General features: G+C 68.5%; 14 protein-coding genes. 4 read left to right on the top strand and 10 right to left on the bottom strand.

All coding sequences use genetic code 11. The features are described from left to right. Window positions 1-84: 84 nt before the first annotated feature. The gene (gene glyA, locus ASF28_RS01035; protein ID WP_056086469.1) at window positions 85-1389 is read right to left on the bottom strand and encodes a serine hydroxymethyltransferase; all 1305 of its coding nucleotides are present in this window, start codon (window positions 1387-1389) and stop codon (window positions 85-87) included. Between the two features lie 353 nt (window positions 1390-1742). Between glyA and ASF28_RS01040 the strand changes: the two genes are divergently transcribed. Further along, window positions 1743-2210: a hypothetical protein gene (locus ASF28_RS01040; RefSeq protein ID WP_056086472.1), complete on the top strand. Its 468-nt coding sequence runs from the start codon at window positions 1743-1745 to the stop codon at window positions 2208-2210. A 91-nt stretch (window positions 2211-2301) separates the two neighbouring features. On the opposite strand, the gene ASF28_RS01045 is transcribed toward ASF28_RS01040, so the two are convergent. Next, window positions 2302-3600 carry a L,D-transpeptidase family protein gene (locus ASF28_RS01045; RefSeq protein ID WP_056086475.1) on the bottom strand — a complete coding sequence of 433 codons (1299 nt, stop codon included), beginning with the start codon at window positions 3598-3600 and terminating at the stop codon, window positions 2302-2304. Between the two features lie 518 nt (window positions 3601-4118). Here ASF28_RS01045 and ASF28_RS23125 point away from each other — a divergent pair. Continuing rightward, window positions 4119-4637: a copper chaperone PCu(A)C gene (locus ASF28_RS23125; protein ID WP_056086477.1), complete on the top strand. Its 519-nt coding sequence runs from the start codon at window positions 4119-4121 to the stop codon at window positions 4635-4637. Between the two features lie 52 nt (window positions 4638-4689). Next, window positions 4690-5655 carry an alginate O-acetyltransferase AlgX-related protein gene (locus ASF28_RS01055; RefSeq protein ID WP_056086482.1) on the top strand — a complete coding sequence of 322 codons (966 nt, stop codon included), beginning with the start codon at window positions 4690-4692 and terminating at the stop codon, window positions 5653-5655. A gap of 51 nt (window positions 5656-5706) precedes the next feature. Here the strand turns inward: ASF28_RS01055 and ASF28_RS01060 are convergent, their stop codons facing one another. From ASF28_RS01060 to ASF28_RS01070, 3 genes are all read right to left on the bottom strand, one after another. Next, entirely contained in the window at window positions 5707-8145 is a 2439-nt protein-coding gene (locus ASF28_RS01060; RefSeq protein WP_056086484.1) for a penicillin-binding protein 1A, read from the bottom strand. Window positions 8146-8323: 178 nt separating this feature from the next. Continuing rightward, complete coding sequence (locus tag ASF28_RS01065) at window positions 8324-9610, bottom strand: N-acetylmuramoyl-L-alanine amidase (RefSeq protein ID WP_056086488.1); 1287 nt, start codon at window positions 9608-9610, stop codon at window positions 8324-8326. Window positions 9611-9733: 123 nt separating this feature from the next. Continuing rightward, window positions 9734-10237: a GrpB family protein gene (locus ASF28_RS01070; RefSeq protein WP_056086491.1), complete on the bottom strand. Its 504-nt coding sequence runs from the start codon at window positions 10235-10237 to the stop codon at window positions 9734-9736. 708 nt (window positions 10238-10945) lie between these two features. Between ASF28_RS01070 and ASF28_RS01075 the strand changes: the two genes are divergently transcribed. Further along, window positions 10946-14029, top strand: a complete 3084-nt coding sequence (locus ASF28_RS01075; protein WP_056086495.1) for an Rne/Rng family ribonuclease — start codon at window positions 10946-10948, stop codon at window positions 14027-14029. A 202-nt stretch (window positions 14030-14231) separates the two neighbouring features. On the opposite strand, the gene ASF28_RS01080 is transcribed toward ASF28_RS01075, so the two are convergent. The 5 genes from ASF28_RS01080 to ASF28_RS01100 form a co-directional block, all read right to left on the bottom strand. After that, the gene (locus tag ASF28_RS01080; protein WP_056086498.1) at window positions 14232-14654 is read right to left on the bottom strand and encodes an FKBP-type peptidyl-prolyl cis-trans isomerase; all 423 of its coding nucleotides are present in this window, start codon (window positions 14652-14654) and stop codon (window positions 14232-14234) included. A 57-nt stretch (window positions 14655-14711) separates the two neighbouring features. Continuing rightward, entirely contained in the window at window positions 14712-15899 is a 1188-nt protein-coding gene (locus ASF28_RS01085; protein ID WP_056086501.1) for a GNAT family N-acetyltransferase, read from the bottom strand. After that, complete coding sequence (locus tag ASF28_RS01090) at window positions 15896-17278, bottom strand: lipopolysaccharide biosynthesis protein (RefSeq protein ID WP_056091005.1); 1383 nt, start codon at window positions 17276-17278, stop codon at window positions 15896-15898. Before ASF28_RS01090 ends, ASF28_RS01085 begins: the two co-directional genes overlap by 4 nt. Window positions 17279-17352: 74 nt before the next feature. Then, complete coding sequence (locus tag ASF28_RS01095; RefSeq protein ID WP_056086503.1) at window positions 17353-18291, bottom strand: SGNH/GDSL hydrolase family protein; 939 nt, start codon at window positions 18289-18291, stop codon at window positions 17353-17355. Further along, window positions 18249-19349 (bottom strand): OpgC family protein, encoded by a 1101-nt coding sequence (locus tag ASF28_RS01100; RefSeq protein WP_056086506.1) that lies wholly within the window; start codon window positions 19347-19349, stop codon window positions 18249-18251. The genes ASF28_RS01095 and ASF28_RS01100 overlap by 43 nt, the downstream gene beginning before the upstream one ends. Between the last annotated feature and the right edge of the window lie 43 nt (window positions 19350-19392).

Below are 19392 nucleotides of genomic sequence, written 5' to 3' on the forward strand. Positions count from 1 at the left end.
AAACGGCCGCGGATCACGTGACCCCCGGCCGCCCTCCTTAGCCTGTTGCAGTGCACGCGTTAAGCGCGAACACCGCCGTGCGGCTCATGCGTAGATCGGGAACCGATCGGTCAGCGCGTGAACCTTCTGCTTCACGGCCGCTTCAATCTCGGCGTCACCCGCCTCGCCCTTGGCCACGAGGCCGTCGAGCACTTCGACGATGAAGCCACCGATCTGCTTGAACTCGGCGACGCCGAAGCCGCGCGAGGTGCCGGCCGGGGTGCCGAGGCGGATGCCGGACGTGATGGTGGGCTTCGCCGGATCGAACGGCACGCCGTTCTTGTTGCAGGTGATGTCGGCGCGGCTGAGCGCGGCTTCAGCTGCCTTGCCGGTGAGGCCCTTCTTCTGCAGATCGACCAGCATCAGATGGTTGTCGGTGCCGCCCGAGGTGATGTCGTAGCCACCCGACATCAGGGTGTCCGCGAGCGCCTTGGCATTCTCGATGACCTGACGCGCGTAGATCTTGAACTCGGGCTTCAGGGCCTCGCCGAAGGCCACCGCCTTGCCGGCGATGACGTGCATGAGCGGACCGCCCTGCAGGCCGGGGAAGATCGCCGAGTTGAACTTCTTGGCGAGCGCCTCGTCGTTCGTCAGGATCATGCCGCCGCGCGGACCGCGCAGGGTCTTGTGGGTCGTGGTGGTGGCCACGTGGGCGTGCGGGAACGGCGACGGGTGCACGCCGGCGGCGACGAGGCCGGCGAAGTGGGCCATATCGACGAAGAAGTAGGCACCGACGGCATCGGCAATCTCACGGAACTTGGCGAAGTCCCAGTGGCGCGGATAGCCGGAGCCGCCCGCGATGATCACCTTGGGCTTGTGCTCGTGGGCCAGCGCCTCGACCTGCTCCATGTCGATGCGCTGGTCGTCGCGACGCACGGTGTAGGAAACGGGCTTGAACCACTTGCCCGAGACGTTCGGGGGCGCGCCATGAGTGAGATGGCCGCCGGCGGCGAGATCGAGGCCGAGGAAAGTGTCGCCCGGCTGCATGAGCGCCATGAACACGCCCTGGTTCGCCTGCGAACCCGAGTTCGGCTGCACGTTGGCGAAGCCGCAATCGAACAGGCGCTTGGCGCGCTCGATGGCGAGGTTTTCGGCGATATCGACGAACTGACAGCCGCCGTAATAGCGGCGACCCGGATAGCCCTCGGCGTACTTGTTGGTGAGAACCGAGCCCTGCGCTTCCAGCACCGCCTTGGAGACGATGTTCTCGGAGGCGATGAGTTCGATCTCGTGCTGCTGGCGCCCGAGTTCCTGACCGACGGCGGCGGCCACTTCCGGATCGGCGTCGGCGAGCGACGCATTGAAGAAGGAATTCGAGAAGTGCTTGTCGGCAACGGTACCGGCGCTCATGGAAGGCCTCGATTTGTTGAACGGGCGAAGGCGTCCGTTATCCGCTGGCGTAAGGCGGGCGGACGCTCGATGGGCAATTTACTACACGTGCGGCGGGATGAGGCCAAGCGCAGCTAATTTGCAGCGTCCTTGGAAAAAATTTGAAATTCCTTCCCACGGCGGGTTCGCGAAGCTGGGCCGATGCACCGTTGCGAGCCACGATCCGCAGGGCGGAGTACGCTCGACATCACACGAACAAACACAGAACTTGCTTCTGGTTGTGAAATCGATTCGACGCAATCGCGTCGTTCCGCCTCAGCCATAACTCGTGGGAAGCCGCGTCATCGGGCGATCCGACACGGAAGGATGTTCCGATGTCATTATCTGCAACCGTTCTCAGCAACCGCCGCCTCACGACCGTCGGCGAGTGGCAGGCAGCCATCCGTGCAATCGGCTTCGATCTCGTCCTCGATAGTGAAGCGGACAGGCGCGTCGACGATCTGGGCGGCCATCTACCCGCGCACCGGGAAGGGCAGGAGGCCGGCTTCGAGTGCTGTCCTGTCGGCACCGACGACGCTGCGGAAACTGTCGAGATGGACCTGGATACGGATTTCGGCGGTCCCTGGACTTGCGCCCTCGATTTCAGGTTTGTCGGCTTTGCGAATGCGTGCGGCGTCAATATCGCGGGGGCAGCCTATGCCCACGTGACCGGCGGTATCTTCTACGAGAGCGAGGGCGGCGACCTTTACGACGCGCAAGCGGCGATCGCGTTCGCTCGAACGACGGAAATCGAAACGCGCCGGTACATCGCGCAATCCGAAGCGCAACATGCCGAAGCCTGACATGCGAAGACGGCGGACGATACCTCGCCCGCCGCCTGAGTCAGTGCTTGCGGATGCCACTCAGCGAGCTGTGCGCGCTGCGTCTCAACCTTTAGTTCTCTTCGTCGCCCGGCTCGAAGCTTGGCACCTGCTCGGCGCTGGCCACGGGAGTCGGGGCCGAGAGGGTGGACGGCACGTTCACGCCGTCGCGCTTGTAGATGTCGTCGCGGAACTGCACCGAACCGTCGGGGGTCGCCCAGGCGGTGATGTAGGTCCAGTAGACCGGCACGGGGGTGCTGAGGGTGGCGTCGACGCGCTTGCCGCTCTCAATGGCCTGCTCCACCTGATCGCGCCCCCAGCCGGGCGTGTCCTTGAGAAGCCAGGTGATGTACTCGCGCACGTTCTGCACGCGCACGCAGCCCGAAGAGATGAAGCGGAAATCGTCGCCGTAGACGCCCTTGGAGTTGGTGTCGTGCATGAACACGCCGTGCGGATTCGGGATATTGATCCGCACGATGCCCATGGAATTGAAGTCCGCACCCGAATCCTGGCGGTAGCGGTAGCGCGTGCCCTCGTCCGAGTTCCAGTTCACCGAAGCCGGGGAGATTTCGGTCTCGCCGGTGAAGATGCGGATCTTGTTTTCGGTGAGGTAGTTCGGGTCCTTCTGCATCTTGGGGATGAGGTCCTTCTTCACGATGGAAGCCGGGACCGTCCAGAACGGGTTGAAATTGATCTGCGTCGCCTTGGTGTTCATGATCGGCGACTGGCGATCGATCTTACCGACGCCGGCGGCGTGCAGGGTCACGACCTGACCGTTCTCCACCGTCTGCACCAAGGCGGCGGGGATGTTGGTGATGACGAAGCGGTTGCCGAGGTTACCCGCGTAGGAGCGCAGACGCTGCACATTGATTTCGAGCTGGTGCAGGCGGATGTCGGCCGGCACGTTCATGGCCTGCTGCGTCGCCATGCTCATGGCGCCGGTCTGACTCAAGCCATGCCGGGCCTGAAAGCGCTTCACGCCGGCCGAGACGTAGGAATCGTAGACGCCCGAGCCGCCGGACGCCGAATCAAGGTCGCCGGAAACGATGAGGCGCTGGCGGACGGCGCCGACCGCCGGCCCCTTGGCGCCGATGCGCAGGCGGTCGGCCCCCGAGACCGGCTTCCATCCGCCGCGGTTCACGATGTCCCGATAACGCTCGATGGTCTGCTCGGAAGCCGCGATGGTCTGGGGAGACAGGATCGGCGTCGAGGAACGCCGGACCTGCATGGTGGTCGGCGCGGCGTAGTCCTGCGCCCACTCGGCCTGGGCGAACCCGCCCTGCTCGCGGGCGGACGCCGCGTGGCCCACGAGGGCGACGGACGCGGCGAGGGCGAGGCCGAGGGACCGGGGATGGAGAGCCTGTTTCAGCATCGGGCGAACTCTGATCTGACGTAGGGTGCGGCGTCGGGGGCCCGGCCGCCGACGCCATGCGCCGGGTTCGGACCACCCCTTGCCACGAACGTGTCGGGGTGGGGTTAAGAACTCATGGCGGCCGGGCTAGAATATGGCACCAGCGGACTTCGCGATGACTTCCGCGCGAGCGTATCGCCTCCGCCACAGGGCCAATGCGGGCGTGACCCGGGCTGCGGCCCGCTCGGGCCCTATCGATCCCACACATCGGGCCCTACGGGAACCAAACAGGGCACGGGACAACGAAGTCTCATAAAGCATTGTCAACGCTGCATGATTCCCTGCGGCCCATCGTCGGCTCGGCCCTGCACGGAGCAGACTGCCGGACACGAATGCCCGTGGGTCATCGCGGTCTCGTACGGTGCGCCGACGAAGTGCTCTTGCGCACGATCGATTTGCGCGCATGGTCGTCGCGCGTCGACCGCCCCGGGCTGGAGCCCGCTCGCCTCGTCCCTCCGCCTTACCTACGGACCAATTCGATGACCCGCCGTATCTGCTCCGCCCTCTGCTTCGCCCTGTCGGTCACCACCCTCGGTCTCGCGGCCCCGGCCCGCGCCGCCGAGCCCGTCATGGCCGGGGCCCTGCGCATCGAGACGCCATGGATGCGGGCGACGCCGGGGGGCGCCAAGGTCGCGGGTGGCTACGTCCGCGTCACCAACACGGGCACGCAGGCCGACCGCCTCACGGGGGCGGCCATCGCCACTGCTGGCCGCGGCGCGATCCATTCCATGACCATGGCGGGCAGCGTCATGAAGATGGCGCCGGTGCCGGAGGGGTTGCCCATCGGGCCGGGCCAGACCATCGAGCTGAAACCGGGCGGTCTCCACCTCATGTTCGAGGATCTCAAGACCGCGCCGAAGGTGGGCGAGCCCGTTTCCGGGACCTTGAGCTTCGAGCGCGCCGGCACCGTGCCGGTCACCTTCGCAGTGGCGCCCATCGGCGCGACGAGCCCGAACGCGGCCGGGCCTGCCGCTCCGGCCCCACACCATCACCATTGAGGTCATGGCGGAAGAGGGTGCACCTGCAGGCGCCTGCGTCTAGACAGCGGGCATGAGCCTCACAGCCGCCGTCGCGCCGTCCGTATCGAGCCACCCCGATGTGCATATCGGGCGCGACAACTGGCTGTTCCTGACGGGCGGCAGCAACGACGTCCAGGCGCAGTACGGCATGCCCGGCTTCCCGAGGGCCAAGCTCTGGCGCTGGCGCCGCCTTTTGGAGGAACGGACCCGGCGCCTCGCACGACGCGGCATCCGCTACGCCCACGTCGTCGCCCCGGAAAAGCTCGCGATTCACGACCACGGCTTCGATGGTCTCGTCGTCGATCCCGCCCGGTCTCCGGCCGTGCGCCTGGAGCGGTGGCTGCGCCTGTCGCCCGCCCGCCGATCCCTCGTCGATCTCGTACGGCCGTTCCGGGCGCGGGCGCGGGACACAGCGCTCTACCGGCACACCGACACGCATTGGACCTTCGCCGGCGGCTGGCTCGCCTATGCGGAGATCTGTCGGCATCTCGGTGTGCGCCCGCGCTACGACATCGCCGCGCGTCGCATGGGCTCACCCCACGTCTACGGCGGCGACCTCGGCGCGAAGTTCGAGCCGGTCCGCTGCGAAATCGCCGAACCGTGCCTGTTCGAAAGCGCGGCGCGGCGGGTCTACGCCAATGACCTGATCACGGCGTTCGAAGCGGAAGGCCGCGGTCGGGATGCGCATATCGGCGCCCACGCGATCTTTCGCAACGACTCACCGGAGGCCGATCCACGCCGCCTCGTGCTGTTCGGCGATTCCTACGCCCATCACACGGCCAACAACGCCACCGGCACCCTGACGCCGATGCTGGCCGATACGTTTCGCGAGGTGCACGTCATGTGGTCCACCAGCATCGACTGGAACACCATCAGTCGGGTGCGGCCGGACTTCGTCGTCTCGCAGATCGCCGAGCGCTTCATGGTGGAGGTGCCGCAGGCGGGGTTCGATATCGACAAGCTCGCGGCCATGGCCCTCGCGCGCAAGGGGTTTTGAGACGCGAGACCGGCCGGGACAGGGGTCCGGTCGGTCTCGCAGCGTCGCTCGTCAGTAGAGTCCGCCGGCCTGGGCGGCGCGGTCGGCGTCGGGCGGCACCGCTCCGCCCGACGGGGGAGCGTTGTTGTTGGCGGGCGCCGCCACGTAGGCGTCGGGTGGCGCGGTGCCGGGCTTGAACGCCTCGAGCAGGGTGCCGGCGCCCTCTCCGGAGCCGGCGCGCATGCCCGACGAGGCCGAGACGCGGATGAGCTTGATGCCGGGCGGCACGCGGAACGGCGTCGGCGGCTTGTCCTTCAGGGCCTGCTTCAGGAAGTCGAGGGCAATGGGGGCCGAGAGGCCGCCGCCGGTGGCGCGGTCACCCAGCGAGCGCGGCTTGTCGAAGCCAAGATAGACGCCCACCGCGAGGTCCGGCGAGAAGCCCACGAACCACGCGTCCTTGGCGTCGTTGGTGGTGCCGGTCTTGCCGGCCAGCGGCTTGCCGACCTGCTTCAGGATGGTGGCGGTACCGCGCTGGACCACGCCCTCCATGATCGAGACCATCTGGTACGCGGTGAGCGGGTCGAGGACCTGCTCCGAATCGTCCACGAGCTTCGGCTCGTCCTGGCCGGACCATTTCTCCGCGTCGCAGCCAAGGCACTTGCGGGCATCGTGCTTGTAGATGGTCTCGCCGACCCGGTCCTGGATGCGGTCGATGAGGGTCGGGCGGATGCGCCGGCCGCCATTGGCGAGCATCGAGTAGGCGGTGACCATGCGCATGACCGTGGTCTCGCCGGCGCCGAGCGACATGGGCAGCACGGGCAGCATGTCGTCGTAGACGCCGAAGCGACGGGCGTACTCGGCGATGAGCGGCATGCCGACATCCTTGGCGAGTCGCACGGTCATCAGGTTCTTCGAGTGCTCGATGCCGTAGCGGAGCGTGTGCGGGCCACCGGACTTGCCGTCGTAGTTCGAGGGCGTCCACGCCTCCTGGCCGGGGCCGGCCTCGATGGTGATGGGCGAATCCTGCACGATGGAGGACGGGGTGTAGCCGTTGTCCAAGGCCGCCGAGTAGACGATGGGCTTGAACGACGAGCCCGGCTGGCGCATCGCCTGCGTCGCCCGGTTGAACTGGCTCTCGTCGTACGAGAAGCCCCCGACCATGGCATGGACCCGACCCGTGTAGGGGTCCATGGCCACGATGGCGCCCGAGACCTCCGGACGCTGACGCAGGCGATAGGTGCCGCGCCCGCCGTCCATGGCCTCGACGTAGACCACGTCGCCGGCGCTGAGGGCGGCGGCCGGCGAACGGCCGGTCCAGCGAGTGCCCTCGGCCGCGATGGTGCCGGTCTCGCGGTCCTTCGAGACCTGACCGGACGCCTCGCGCCGGGGCTGGAGACCGATCTGCGCGGCGCCACCACTCGTGCTCAGCACCACGGCGAGGCGCCAGGGCTGCACGTCGCCGAGACCCGGCACTTCGGCCACGGCCAGACCCCAATCGCGGCCGACAAGATCGACCTTGGCCTGCGCCCCGCGCCAGCCGTGAGACTGATCATACCGGATCAGGCCGTCGACGAGGGACTTGCGAGCCCAGGCCTGCATCTTCGGGTCTAGGGTGGCGCGCACGGACAAGCCGCCTTCGTAAAGCTTCTTCTCGCCGTAGCGCTCCGCGATCTCGCGGCGGACCTCTTCGGTGAAGTAGTTGGCGTTGGCAGCGTTGGCGAAGGCGACGCGCGGATTGACGCCGAGCGGCATCTTGCGGGCGGCCTCGCCCTCCTCCTTGGTGATGTACCCGTTCTGGGCCATCAGGCCGATGATCTCGTTGCGGCGGTCCAGGGCCTTCTGGGTCTGGCGATAAGGATGGTAGTTGTTCGGCCCCTTCGGCAAGGCGGCGAGATAGGCCGCCTCGTTAATGGTCAGTTCGTGAACGGACTTGCCGAAATAATCCAGCGCCGCGGCGGCGACGCCGTGCAGGTTGCGTCCCGGCACGATGGTACCGAGGAAGATCTCATTGAGGTAGAGTTCGAGGATCTTGTCCTTCGAGTACGCCGCCTCGATCCGGAAGGCGATGAGCGCCTCCTTGGCCTTGCGCTCGAAGGTCTGCTCCGGCGACAAAAGGAAGTTCTTGGCGACCTGCTGGGTGATGGTCGAGGCGCCCTGCTTCTTGCCGCTCTTGAAGTTGGTCAGGGCCGCGCGCACGAGCCCCTCGGGGTCGACGCCGCCGTGCTTGTAGAAGTTCTTGTCCTCGGCCGAGAGGAAGGCCGCGACCACGATCTTCGGCATGGCCTGGATCGGCAGGTAGAGCCGGCGCTCGGTGGCGTACTCGGCCAGCAGCGAGCCGTCGGCGGCATGCACCCGGCTCATCACCGGCGGCTCGTAATTGGCGAGGGCCGCGTGGTCCGGCAGGTCCTGGCTGTACTTCCAGTAGAAGAACGCCCCGGCGGCCGAGGCGACCACGAACAGCATCGCGCCGATGCTGAACAGGAAGCCGAAGAAACGAAGGATGATGCGCATCCGGGTCCCGTTCGTCGCTGGATCTGCCGCCGGTCCGGCCTGGACTCGGCTCGCCACCGTTCGGGCAGCGGGCATGAGGAAGGGCGGCGTTCGCTTGGGGCTTCCCGCGCGGCCGTTCCCGTCGAACTCGCGACGTCGGTTGGACCGGGGCGCCGTGAGCCCCGGTTTCACTCTCATTCTATGGTGAAACTGGGGCGATTGCCGCCGAGCGCCGGGGCGGGTTCGGCCGGGTCAGGGAGGTGCGGCTGCCGAAGAACGCGTCGATGGCCTTGGCCATGCCGCCGGTGACGTCGGCACGCCAAGCGTCCGACTGCAGGAGGTCGAGGTCGCGCTTGCTCGACAGGTAGCCGAGTTCGACGAGCACGGAGGGCACGTCCGGCGAGCGCAGGACCATGAATCCGGCTTCGCGGTGGGGTTTGGGACTCATCTCCATCACCGGCCCGAGCTGCGTCATGAGACCTTTGGCGAAGCCCGAGGAAAAGGTGCGGGTCTCGCGCAGGGTCAGTTCCTGGAGGATGTCGGCGACGTGCCCCGGGCCCTCGTTCGATTCCGTACCGGCGGCGGCGTCCGCCCGGTTCTCGCGTTCGGCCAGACGCGCCGATTCGGCGTCCGTGGCCTTTTCCGAACCGGTGTAGATGGTCGCACCCCGCACCTGCGGGGCGGATTGGATTGAGTCGGCGTGGATCGAGACGAACAGGTCGGCCTTGGCCTCGCGGGCGATGCGGACCCGCTCGGACAGGGGCACGAACACGTCACGGTCGCGGGTCATCCGCACCCGGTAGCGGCCACCCGATTCGAGGCGGGTGACCAGGGCCTGGGCGAACCCGAACACGATGTCCTTCTCGAACACGCCGGTCGCCGCGATGGCGCCCGGGTCGGTGCCACCATGGCCCGCATCGACCATGATGAGCGGGCGAGCATCCATCGGCTCGACCGGGGCCATGGCCTTGCGGGGTTGGGGCGCGGGATCGCTGGCCACGGCGGCGCGCTTGAAGCCCTCGCGGTCGCTGCGCTGGAACTCGACGGTGAGGAGCACGGCGCCATCGCGGGGCCGGGTCACCGTCTCGATCCTCCCGACGGTGGCGGGCTGCGCCAGATCAACGACGATGCGGGAGCGGCCGGGTGCGAACAAACCGTAGCGGAACGAGGACACAACGCCTTCGCGCTTGCGCCCGGTCTCCGCGCCGAGCTGGAAGTTGACCTCGGCCAGATCGATGACGGCACGGTCGGGTCGTTCCATGACGAAGGCGCGGGCCTCGATGGGTTTCGACAGGGTCAGGGTGAGCTTCGTGATGCCGGGGCCGCCGTTCGACAGCTCCGCCGCAATGGCCACCGCCGCCGGGGCCCGGCCCGTCCTGTCGCCGTCCTGAGCGCGCACGGACGGGCTAGCGATGAGGGCGAAGCTCACCGCTAGGATCATCGACCGAAGCAGGCGGCGGCGAATCCAGCGATGCGATGCGAGCATGGGTCCGGCGTTCCGGTTCCTGATGGCGTCCGGTTAAGCGATACGACCGGGATGGTTAACTGTTCCTTGTGCCACGGCGACGGTTTGCGCCGGGTTGTGGCCGGGGCGCGACACCCGCGTAGGTCACAGGAATCGCGAACGCAGGACGTCGGCAATGAAAACGTCCTTCGCCGCCCGGTACGCGTCCATCGGCGCGCCTTCGCATCGGATTTTCAGCGCGTTGTAACCCGCGACCAGGGTCGAATCGGCGCGCAGGGCCGCGGCGAAGCAATGGAGCACATCGAAATCCCCGCCCCGGGTCGTCACCTGGATGCCGAGGGCAGGCGACGCACCGGCATCCGCGAAGGCGGCGAAGTCGGTTGTACGGATCGATCCCGCGTTGCGGGGGAAACGCGCGGCCAGGGTCGCCTCCACGGAGGGGAAGTCGTCCGCATCGACCCGCACGGCCACATCGAGGTCGCCCTTGGTCAGGCACCCTGGAATCGCCGTGGCACCGACGTGCAGCACTTCGGCGGAGGCGGGCAGGATCGGCACGAGGTCACGCCTTACCGACGCGAACAGCGCTTCGGCGGCGCGGCGGGCGCGACCCTGATCGTTCGCAAGGCTGAATGTCGCGTCGCCATCCATCGCTGCATTCCCCTCCCGGAAACTCCAGCGGGCCGGGCGCCCGGCCGGTGAAGACCACAGATGGAATCCCTCGTCCGCCGGGGGCACGCGGCTACGGGACGGGATGTGCGTCAGGGGCGCCTTCGTCACAATAGGAACGGGACTTATCGCGGGACGCACCGCGTTTCCATCTTGCCAAATCCCTGCGACGATCTGTAATGAACCTGTACCCTTCCCGGTGCCGTGCGGTATGCTCCGCGGCCCGCGGGCGTTTCGAGATCTTACTCGGGCGTCTTCGCCGTCGGTTCCCGCGCCATGCTCGCCGGTGCTCCATGAGCCGGGCAGGTGACGGTTCAAGCTGCGGCCGCTCGGCTCGCGGCCTTCTTCGAAATCCGTGGCCGGCGGTATCCGGCCCAAAGAGTCTTCGCGAGGTCAGGGAGAGGATGGGAGGACACACAGCATCGGTTGCCGTTGCTCGTGTTCGACGCATGCGCGTTTCGCGTGGCGCCGCAGTCCCGTCGGCCCTGGCCAGGATCAACCCCACGCGCGCCGATCACCGGCGCCCAAAGGCGGTTGACGGCAATCCCTTCCCCACAGTTCCCGCGATCCACGTTTTCGGGTCGTCGCGCGCGTTGACCGTCCGGCCCGATGGGCCGGGACGGGGCGGCACGCCACGGGAGCCGCTCGGTTCGAGGAGAACGACGTCGACCGCCCTGTCGAAAGTTCGTCATGGCCAACAACAACAAGATGCTCATCGACGCGATGCACCCGGAGGAGACCCGGGTCGTCACGGTCCACGGCTCTAGGGTCGAGGAATTCGACTTCGAGGCCGCCAACCGGCGCCAGCTTCGCGGCAACATCTACCTCGCCAAGGTGACGCGGGTGGAGCCTTCGCTCCAGGCGGCCTTCATCGAGTACGGCGGCAATCGCCACGGCTTCCTCGCCTTCAGCGAGATCCACCCCGATTATTACCAGATCCCCCTCGCCGACCGGCAGGCCCTGCTGGAGGACGAGGCGCGCGACGCCGAGGAGCACCGCGAGCGCGAGGAGCGCAAGCCCCGCCGCCGCTCGCGCGGCCGCCGTGCCGAGGCCGCTTCCGCCAAGACCTCCGAGACCGTGAGCGTCGCGGATCCGTCGTCGGAGACCGACGGTTCGGCCGTGAGCGCCGGCGAGCAGACGGTGTCCGGGTCCGACGTGAACGAGGCCCACGGGGCGCATTCGGCCGAGACGGGCGGCGACGCGTCCGCCGAACTGGCGCAGGCCGAGCACGCCGTGGAATCCACCGAGGAAGCCGCAGCCCAGGCGAATGCCGACGAGGCCCCCGCGGCGGACGGTTCCGCGGCCGAAACCGACTCGGCCCCGGAGCCGCACGTCACTGCCGAAGCGCATGTCGCCACCGAGCCCCACGTGGAGCCCCACGTCGAGCCGGCCGCCGAGATCGACCTCGAGGCCGCGCCCATGGGCGGGTCCGCCGAGCCCGTCACGGCGCCTAGCGGCTCGACACCCGCCGAGACCGCAGAGGACGAATCCGACGAGGATGAGTCCGATGAGGAGGACGAAGACGACGACGATTCGGATGAGGATTCCGACGAGGACGAGGATTCGGACGAGGACGACGACGAGGATCACGAAGGCGAGGACGGCGAACGCGAGCCCAAAATCGCCCAGGTCGGCGGCAACGGCGACGCCCTGGCCGAGATCCCAGAGCGTCCGCGCACTTATCGGCGGCACTACAAGATCCAGGAGGTGATCAAGCGCCGCCAGATCATCCTGGTGCAGGTCGTCAAGGAAGAGCGCGGCACCAAGGGCGCCGCGCTCACCACCTACCTGTCGCTCGCCGGCCGCTATTCGGTGCTGATGCCCAACACCGGCCGCGGTGGCGGCATCTCGCGCAAGATCACCAGCGCCGCCGACCGCAAGCGCCTCAAGGAGGTCGCCCAGGATCTGGAGGTGCCGGAGGGCATGGGGGTCATCCTGCGCACGGCCGGCGCGTCCCGCACCAAGCCGGAGATCAAGCGCGACTTCGAATACCTCATGCGCCTGTGGGAGAGCGTGCGCGAGCTGACGCTGTCGTCCTCCGCTCCGGCTCTGGTCTACGAGGAAGGCTCGCTCATCAAGCGCGCCATCCGCGACCTCTACAACAAAGACATTGACGACATCCTGGTGGCGGGCGACGCGGCCTACCGCGAGGCACGCGACTTCATGCGCATGCTCATGCCCGGCCAGTCCAAGGTGGTGCAGCCGTATCGCGACCCGACCCCGATCTTCGCGCGCCACGGGGTCGAGCAGCAGCTCGACGCGATGTTCTCGACGCACGTCACGCTCAAGTCCGGCGGCTACCTCGTCATCAACCCGACGGAGGCGCTGGTCTCCATCGACGTGAACTCGGGCCGCTCGACCCGCGAGCACGACATCGAGGACACGGCGCTCCGCACCAACCTGGAGGCGGCGGAAGAAGTCGCCCGCCAGCTGCGCCTGCGCGATCTCGCCGGCCTTGTCGTCATCGACTTCATCGACATGGAGGAGAAGCGCAACAACCGCGCCGTCGAGAAGAAACTCAACGAGTGCCTGAAGAACGACCGCGCCCGCATCCAGGTCGGCCGCATCTCGCCGTTCGGCCTCCTCGAAATGAGCCGGCAGCGTATCCGCACCGGTATGCTCGAGAGCTCGTCGCTGCCCTGCGTCCATTGCGGCGGCTCGGGCTTCGTGCGGGCGACGGCATCGGTGGCCCTTCAGATCCTGCGCGCCATCGAGGAATCGCTGCTCAAGAGCGCCTCGCACAACCTCGTCCTGCGCACCCGCACGGAAGCGGCCCTCTACATCCTCAATCAGAAGCGGGGCCACCTGCACGAACTGGAAGTACGCTTCGGCGTCACCGTGACCATCGCGGCCGACGAGCGTCTCGCCACCACGGCGGCGTTCCAGCTCGATCGCGGCGAGCCGGCCGTGCGCGCCGAGGGCGCCATCACGGGCGTTCGCGCCATCGCCATCAACCCGGCGATGGAGACCGAGGACGACGAGGAGTTCGAGGACGAGGCGGTCGAGACCGCCGAGATCGAGGCGGAGACCGAGGCGCAGGGAACCGAGACCGAAGAGGTCCGCGAGGGAACGAGCGAAGGCGGGGAAGGTCGTGGCGGACGCCGCCGGCGCCGGCGCCGTCGTGGTGGACGCCAGGAGAATGGCGCCCAGGCCGGCGGCGAAGACGAAGGTCGCTCCGAAACCGACGAAGACGAGTCCGACGAACCCGGCGCGACCGCGCAGACGGAGGGTGACGAGGGCACTGCGGACGGCGAAAGCCAGCCCGAGGCTGCCAGCAATGGCGACGATGACGGCTCCGGCCGCCGCCGCCGCCGGGGCCGCCGCGGCGGTCGCGGCCGCGACCGTGACGGTCGTTCGCGCGAGGCCTCAAACGGCGAGATTCCGAACAGGACGTCGGGCGAAGATGCCGAGGACTACGAGCCCGAGACGGTGGCCGATGCCCCGACGGCCTTCGCTGGCGAAGAGCCGGTGAACGCGGAAGCCGTGGCCGAGGCGATGCAGCCCAGCGCCGAGCCGGTGGCCGTGGATCTGCCGGTGGCATCACCGCCATCCGAACCGATGTCCGAGGCTGCTGCGGAGGTCCCCGCCGATACCGGTCCGGCCGTCGAAGCCTCCCCGGTGCGGGAATCCGAGTCCGTCGCCGAGGCACAGCCCGCCGCGGCACAGGCTCCGGCCCCGGAGCCGGTCGCCGTCGTGTTGACGCCGTTCGATCCCGATCGGCCCAAGCGCGCCGGTTGGTGGTCCCGCACCAAAGCCGCCCTCTCGGGCGAATGACGCCGACGACTTCGCTGATCCTGTCTCCCTCCGACGTGGTTGCGGAGACAGGATCAGCCAGTCTGCGCGGTGCAAGGGCAAGCGTTAGAACCGCCCCGCGAAGCGATCGAACAGGTTGCGCATGCGACCAAACAGAAAGGCCGGACCGGGACATCCCGATCCGGCCTTTCCCGCATTCAAAAGCCCCTGGGGGCAGTCGAACCTACTTGGCGCCGAGGAGCTCTACGTCGAAGATCAAGGTGGCGTTGGGCGGGATCAGACCGCCTGCGCCGCGTGCGCCGTAACCCTGATCGGGCGGAATGATGAGAGTGCGCTTGCCACCGGTCTTCATGGTGGCGACGCCGGCATCCCAACCCGCGATGACCTGGCCGGCGCCGAGGGTGAAGCTGAAAGGCGTGCCGCGGTCCCGCGACGAGTCGAATTTCTTCCCGGGCTTGCCGTTGTCGTCGAGCCAGCCGGTGTAGTGGACGTTGACCTTCTGGCCGGCCTTCGGCTCGGGGCCGGTACCCACGACCTCGTCGCGGTACTGGAGCCCGGAGGGCAGGGTCACGGTCTCGGCGGCGGAAGACGCTGTGGTCATGGCGAGGAACAAGGCTCCGGTGAGGGCGAGGGTCGGGCGAAACATACGGCGCTCCTGTCTGGCGAACCGATGTGGGCCAGTCGCGAGGCACGATGTGGGGCGTCAGCGGCGGCCCATCAACCTCTGGGCCATCGCACTCTCCGCCAGATGCCGCTTCGCACCGGCTTTCGCCGCGTGCTCGAACCGGGCGAGGCGCACCCGCCGCTCCAAGGACACGAGCCCGCGCCCGCCATCCGGAACGGCGACGATCTCCGCGATGGTCTCGCGCTCGGGGTAGAGACTCTCCAGGGCCGATCCAGCGAGGGTCGCCGAGTCGAGGCGCTCGGCGAAGGCGGTCTCGTGCAGCACGCGCACGATCTCGGCTTCGAGGACAAGGCCCGGCGCCCCGGCCCGCTCGGCCTCGTCGTAGGTGGTCTTCAGGAGGCAGGCGGTTCCCCCGGCCAGGAGGGCGAGGCTGACGGCGAGCGGCCGTCCGTCGCGGGCAAGCGTATCGGCGCGCGCGCTCACGGGTCCCCCGCCTCCGGAGAACAATGCCCGGGCGAAGGCGGTATGCGGCGCCCGGCAGGCCATGGCGCTGCCGGCCGCGCCTTTCCAGCCGATCTTCTCGAGGGCGAGGAAGGTCTCGACGGCGGCGGCCAGGGCGTCGCCGACCGTCGCGGTCTCCAGGGTGAGGTGTCCGCCTTCGGAGAGGCGGCGCTGGCGTCGGCGGAGGTCCTTCAGGCGGGCACGGTGGGGATGGTCGGTGACGAAGGCGTCGTGGGATGGGCGTCGATCGAGCATCGGGCGCGCGAAAGCTTCGACCTCGCCGAGCGCCCAGCCATCGGCTTTCATGGCGGCGCAGAGGGCCTGTCCGAGGCGAGTCCCGGTGGCCAGCAGCGGCCAGCGCCAGGGCCGCCCGCCTGAGGCGGCGCGCAGGCCGGCCACGAGGGCGGCGAGGGTCGCGGGCCAATCCGGACCGTCCCCGACGAGGGGAAGGGTGGCGGTGACGAAGGGCGACAGGAACGGCTGCGCGACGGGACGGCCGAGGCCGCACAGGTCGTAGGTGGACCGGAACGGTAGCACTGCGTCGAGGCGTACGCCGGAGCGGACCACCACGATCCGGAGATCGTCGGGTGCGAGGCCTGCGGCGCGGTGGGTAGCCAGGACGTGGCGGCTGTAATGCGGATGTGGATCCATAGCCCGGCTGACGAGATCGTCCCAGGCCGCCCCCTCCCGCTCCAAGGCGGCCAGATCGAGAATCGCGAAGGTCGGGGTGGATGACGGAGCGGGCAGGCGACTTGGAGCGGTCATCGCACGATCTTCCGGAAGGGGCCGAGTCGAACCGGCGTCACGAGGCCATGGATCGAACGGGCGGCCAACGCCATGGCGAGTCCCCGCACGGTGCCGGCGACCGCCATGGCGAGGGCGGCTCCGATCACGCCGTAGGCCGGGATGAGGGCCCAGCAGAGCCCGGCGGCGAGGCCCAGGGTCGCGAGGGTGATGGCCGCGCAGACGCCTTCACCGCCCAGCATGGTCAGGAGATCCTCGCCCGGCCCGAACACGCTCGCGACGATGCTGCCGGCGACGAGGATGGCGAGGATCGGCAGGCTGCCGCGGAATTCCGGACCGAACAGGCCGAGGAGCAGGGGGGCGGCCACGAGGACACCGGCCCCGATGACGATGGTCGCCGCCAGGGTCAGGTTGGCCTGAATGCGGACGAGGCTGGTAAGGCCGGGCCGATCGCCCGCCGCGTGGATGGCGGCGAAGCGCTGCGCCGTGGCGGCGGAGGCGGCGAAGTGCACGAAGACGACGAATTGCTGAATGCGGGTCGCGGCGAAATACAATCCCACGGTGGCCGGCGGCATCAAGGCACTGAGGATCACGACATCGACGACATTGAAGCCCGCACTCGCGAGATCCGTCAGCGCGATCGGCAGGCAGGCTCGGAGCCATCGGCGCCATCGATACACGCGTGGACCGGGCGGGCAGACGGTTCGCAGGCGGAAGATCAGCCAGCCCGCCTGGAGCGCCACCGCGATGGCGGTTGCCATGAGGGTGCAGGCCACGGCGACCCAGGCCTCGGCCGGAGCGCCGGACCAGACCGCCCCCACCATCGCCACCATGATCAGGCCCTGGCGCAGGAGGTAGGGCGGCGCGATGGCGAGGATCGCCCAGTTCTGGCTTCGGGCGAGGCCCTCGCAGAAGTCCTGCAGGGCGAACAGGGGCAGGATCGCGGCGGCGAGGAGGATCGGCGCGCCGTAGGGACCGGCCAGTAGGGTACCCTCCGCCCGCAGGACGAGAAGGCCGCCGACCGCCAGCAGCAGGGCGCCCAGGATCGTGACGATGGCACCGCCGACGAGGAAGCCGCGCGCCGCGTCGCTCCGGCCCTGGGCCTGCTCGGTCGGTAAGAAGCGGCAGGCCCCCTGCGACAGGCCGAGGGTGGCGGAATGGCCGAGGATCCCGATCCAGACCCAGACGGCAGCGAAGATTCCGTACTCGGCGCCGCCCATGAGGCGGGCCATCAGCACCTGGGCAATGTAGGCGAAACCCGCCGAGGCGATGCGGATGGCGAACACGTCGAGGGCGGCCCGCGCCGGTCCGGTGCGAATGCCGCGCAGGCGCCCCAAAATGCCGCGCAGGCGCCCCAAGAGGGGACCGAGGTTCGACGCAGCGATGCGATCCGTCGCCATGCCCATCTGTGCTTCCCCGGCTCGACGGAACCGGGTTTAGAGCATGGGCCTTGCGGCGCGGTTAAGCGCGAAGGTCAATCGCCGGGCGCGATGAGGACGGGCGGCGGCGGCGACGTCGCCTTTGCTGCAGCGTCGCGGGGCGGAACGATCACAGCCGCGGGCGGCTTCGCCGTTCCGGTGACGGCGGGATCGGCCTGCAGCAGCGACAGGGTGATGGCGCGGGTGACGTGCTCGGCCATGCAGCGCAGGCCGAGATCATTGAGGCGGAACTGCGAGCCCAGGAGGTGCCCCTCCCCCTTCTGGCCCTGGCCGGAGAGATAGCGCATCGCCTCGTAGCGCTGCACCAGGGGCACGCCCTCGCGCAGGGCGACTTCCTGAACCTTGCGCACGAGGCTGTTGTAGTACTCGTCGGATGCGAGGCTGGCGGTGTAGACCGGCGTGACCAGCACCACGTCGATCTCGTGGCCCTTGATCCATTGCACGGTCTCGTCCAGGGCACTGGCGAAGGCCTCGGCGTCCACCCGCGCAAGGGCGTCGTGGGTGCCGACCTGCCAGATCACGAGGTCGGGCTCGACCTCGGCGACCATGTTGCGCAGGCGCTCGGCGGCACCGGATGCGATCTCGCCCTGCATGCCGCGGCTCTCCACCACCACGTCGACGTCGGGCAGGGAGCGCTCCAGGGCGGTCTCGAGCTTGACCGGGTAGGTCGCCGACGCCCCGAGCCCGGCCGAGGATGAACCGATGGTGAGCACCCGCACCGGGCGCTTCTCCTGCAGGGCGAGCTTGACCGCCCCGAGGCGTGCCAGGGTGTAGAGCTTCGAGCCCGGCACCCGGCATTCGGGCGACAAACTCACGTCGAGGGCTTCGGCCCCGTCGCTGCCGGCTGCGGGCTTCGGGGGCGAGACCACGGTGACCGGGCCCGCAGGGGAAGCCGGATTGGCCCACGCCGCCAGGCCCGACACGGCGAGCGTCAGGCTGGCGGCGAGGAGGGCCGCGGCTTGCGGGAGCGCCATTCGACGAACCATGCGGTGAAACCCAGTGCGATCACGCCCGATCCTACGACGGAAACGTCAACGAAGACACCGCCCCCCGTCCAGAAGCGGACCAGTTGCGCGGCGAGGCTGAGGAGCGATCCGATGGAGAAGACTGCGAGGGAATTGCGCCCGAGGCTGGCGAAGTACCCGGTCACCGGGCCGAGGCGTGGCGCCAGCACGGCGTAGAGGGTCTGGAAGGCGAGCAGCATCCCGACGAAGTGAATGAGCCGCGCGGGAGTCAGGTACGTCTTGTCGAAGGTGAAGAGCAGGCGCGGCTCTGGCACGAGGAGCGGGTCGGGCCGGATCTCGAGAACTGCCAGGACGATGCCCGTGGCGACGATGGCGATACCGAGGGGCACGAGGCGCACCGACCAAGTCCGCAGCCAGGGCGAGCGTCGGTTCCAGTCCTCCGCGACGAAGCCGAGGACGAGAAGGAGCTGCCAGCACAGGGGATCGAAGAACCAGTCGCCCTCCCCGGGCCAGGACGGCAGGTTCCACGCGAATACGAGGCTCGCCCCGTAAAGTCCGAAGGACAGGGCCAGGGCCGCGATGCTGTTCGCCCGGGCGAGGAGGACGAAGACCGGTGCGATCCCGAGCAGCACCACATAGAGCGGCAGGATGTTGAAGAACCCGAGCTGGTGCGTCAGCAGCACGAAGCCGACCATGGTCTGGATCGGGTCGGCGAAGAATCCACCGGCATTGTGCCATTCGAGGAGCAGCGGGTTGTCGAGGGCGAGGGCCGTGCCGGCGATCATCCCGAGCGCGAGCGCCATGGTGGTGATCTGCGCCCGATAGACCTCGATGGTGCGCGACAGCAGCCGCAGGACGGTCTTGAGGCGCGGCTCGGGATAGCCGTCCCGCCCCCGTGTGGCGATGCCGATGGACCAGCCGGCGAGGAACACGAACAGCTCGGCGGCATCCGAGATGCCGTACTGCGAGTAGGTGTAGCGCTCGAAGGTGTTGCCTGGGATGTGATTGACGAAGATCGTGACGAGGGCGAGCCCGCGCCAGAAGTCGATCGCGTTCGGTTCGCGCATCGGAAGATCCGGCTCCGTCGGCTCGAAAGGGCTTCGCGGGTGG

The organism is Methylobacterium sp. Leaf99 (assembly GCF_001422375.1).
Taxonomy (GTDB): Bacteria; Pseudomonadota; Alphaproteobacteria; order Rhizobiales; family Beijerinckiaceae; genus Methylobacterium.

What these genes read in the sequence shown, in the direction of transcription:
- ASF28_RS01090 (WP_056091005.1), bottom strand. Translation starts at nt 17,278, where the DNA reads ATGGCGACGGATCGCATCGCTGCGTCGAACCTCGGTCCCCTCTTGGGG.
- ASF28_RS23125 (WP_056086477.1), top strand. Translation starts at nt 4,119, where the DNA reads ATGACCCGCCGTATCTGCTCCGCCCTCTGCTTCGCCCTGTCGGTCACC.
- ASF28_RS01060 (WP_056086484.1), bottom strand. Translation starts at nt 8,145, where the DNA reads ATGCGCATCATCCTTCGTTTCTTCGGCTTCCTGTTCAGCATCGGCGCG.
- ASF28_RS01045 (WP_056086475.1), bottom strand. Translation starts at nt 3,600, where the DNA reads ATGCTGAAACAGGCTCTCCATCCCCGGTCCCTCGGCCTCGCCCTCGCC.
- ASF28_RS01100 (WP_056086506.1), bottom strand. Translation starts at nt 19,349, where the DNA reads ATGCGCGAACCGAACGCGATCGACTTCTGGCGCGGGCTCGCCCTCGTC.
- ASF28_RS01065 (WP_056086488.1), bottom strand. Translation starts at nt 9,610, where the DNA reads ATGCTCGCATCGCATCGCTGGATTCGCCGCCGCCTGCTTCGGTCGATG.
- ASF28_RS01040 (WP_056086472.1), top strand. Translation starts at nt 1,743, where the DNA reads ATGTCATTATCTGCAACCGTTCTCAGCAACCGCCGCCTCACGACCGTC.
- ASF28_RS01085 (WP_056086501.1), bottom strand. Translation starts at nt 15,899, where the DNA reads ATGACCGCTCCAAGTCGCCTGCCCGCTCCGTCATCCACCCCGACCTTC.
- ASF28_RS01070 (WP_056086491.1), bottom strand. Translation starts at nt 10,237, where the DNA reads ATGGATGGCGACGCGACATTCAGCCTTGCGAACGATCAGGGTCGCGCC.
- ASF28_RS01095 (WP_056086503.1), bottom strand. Translation starts at nt 18,291, where the DNA reads ATGGCGCTCCCGCAAGCCGCGGCCCTCCTCGCCGCCAGCCTGACGCTC.
- ASF28_RS01080 (WP_056086498.1), bottom strand. Translation starts at nt 14,654, where the DNA reads ATGTTTCGCCCGACCCTCGCCCTCACCGGAGCCTTGTTCCTCGCCATG.
- glyA (WP_056086469.1), bottom strand. Translation starts at nt 1,389, where the DNA reads ATGAGCGCCGGTACCGTTGCCGACAAGCACTTCTCGAATTCCTTCTTC.
- ASF28_RS01055 (WP_056086482.1), top strand. Translation starts at nt 4,690, where the DNA reads ATGAGCCTCACAGCCGCCGTCGCGCCGTCCGTATCGAGCCACCCCGAT.
- ASF28_RS01075 (WP_056086495.1), top strand. Translation starts at nt 10,946, where the DNA reads ATGGCCAACAACAACAAGATGCTCATCGACGCGATGCACCCGGAGGAG.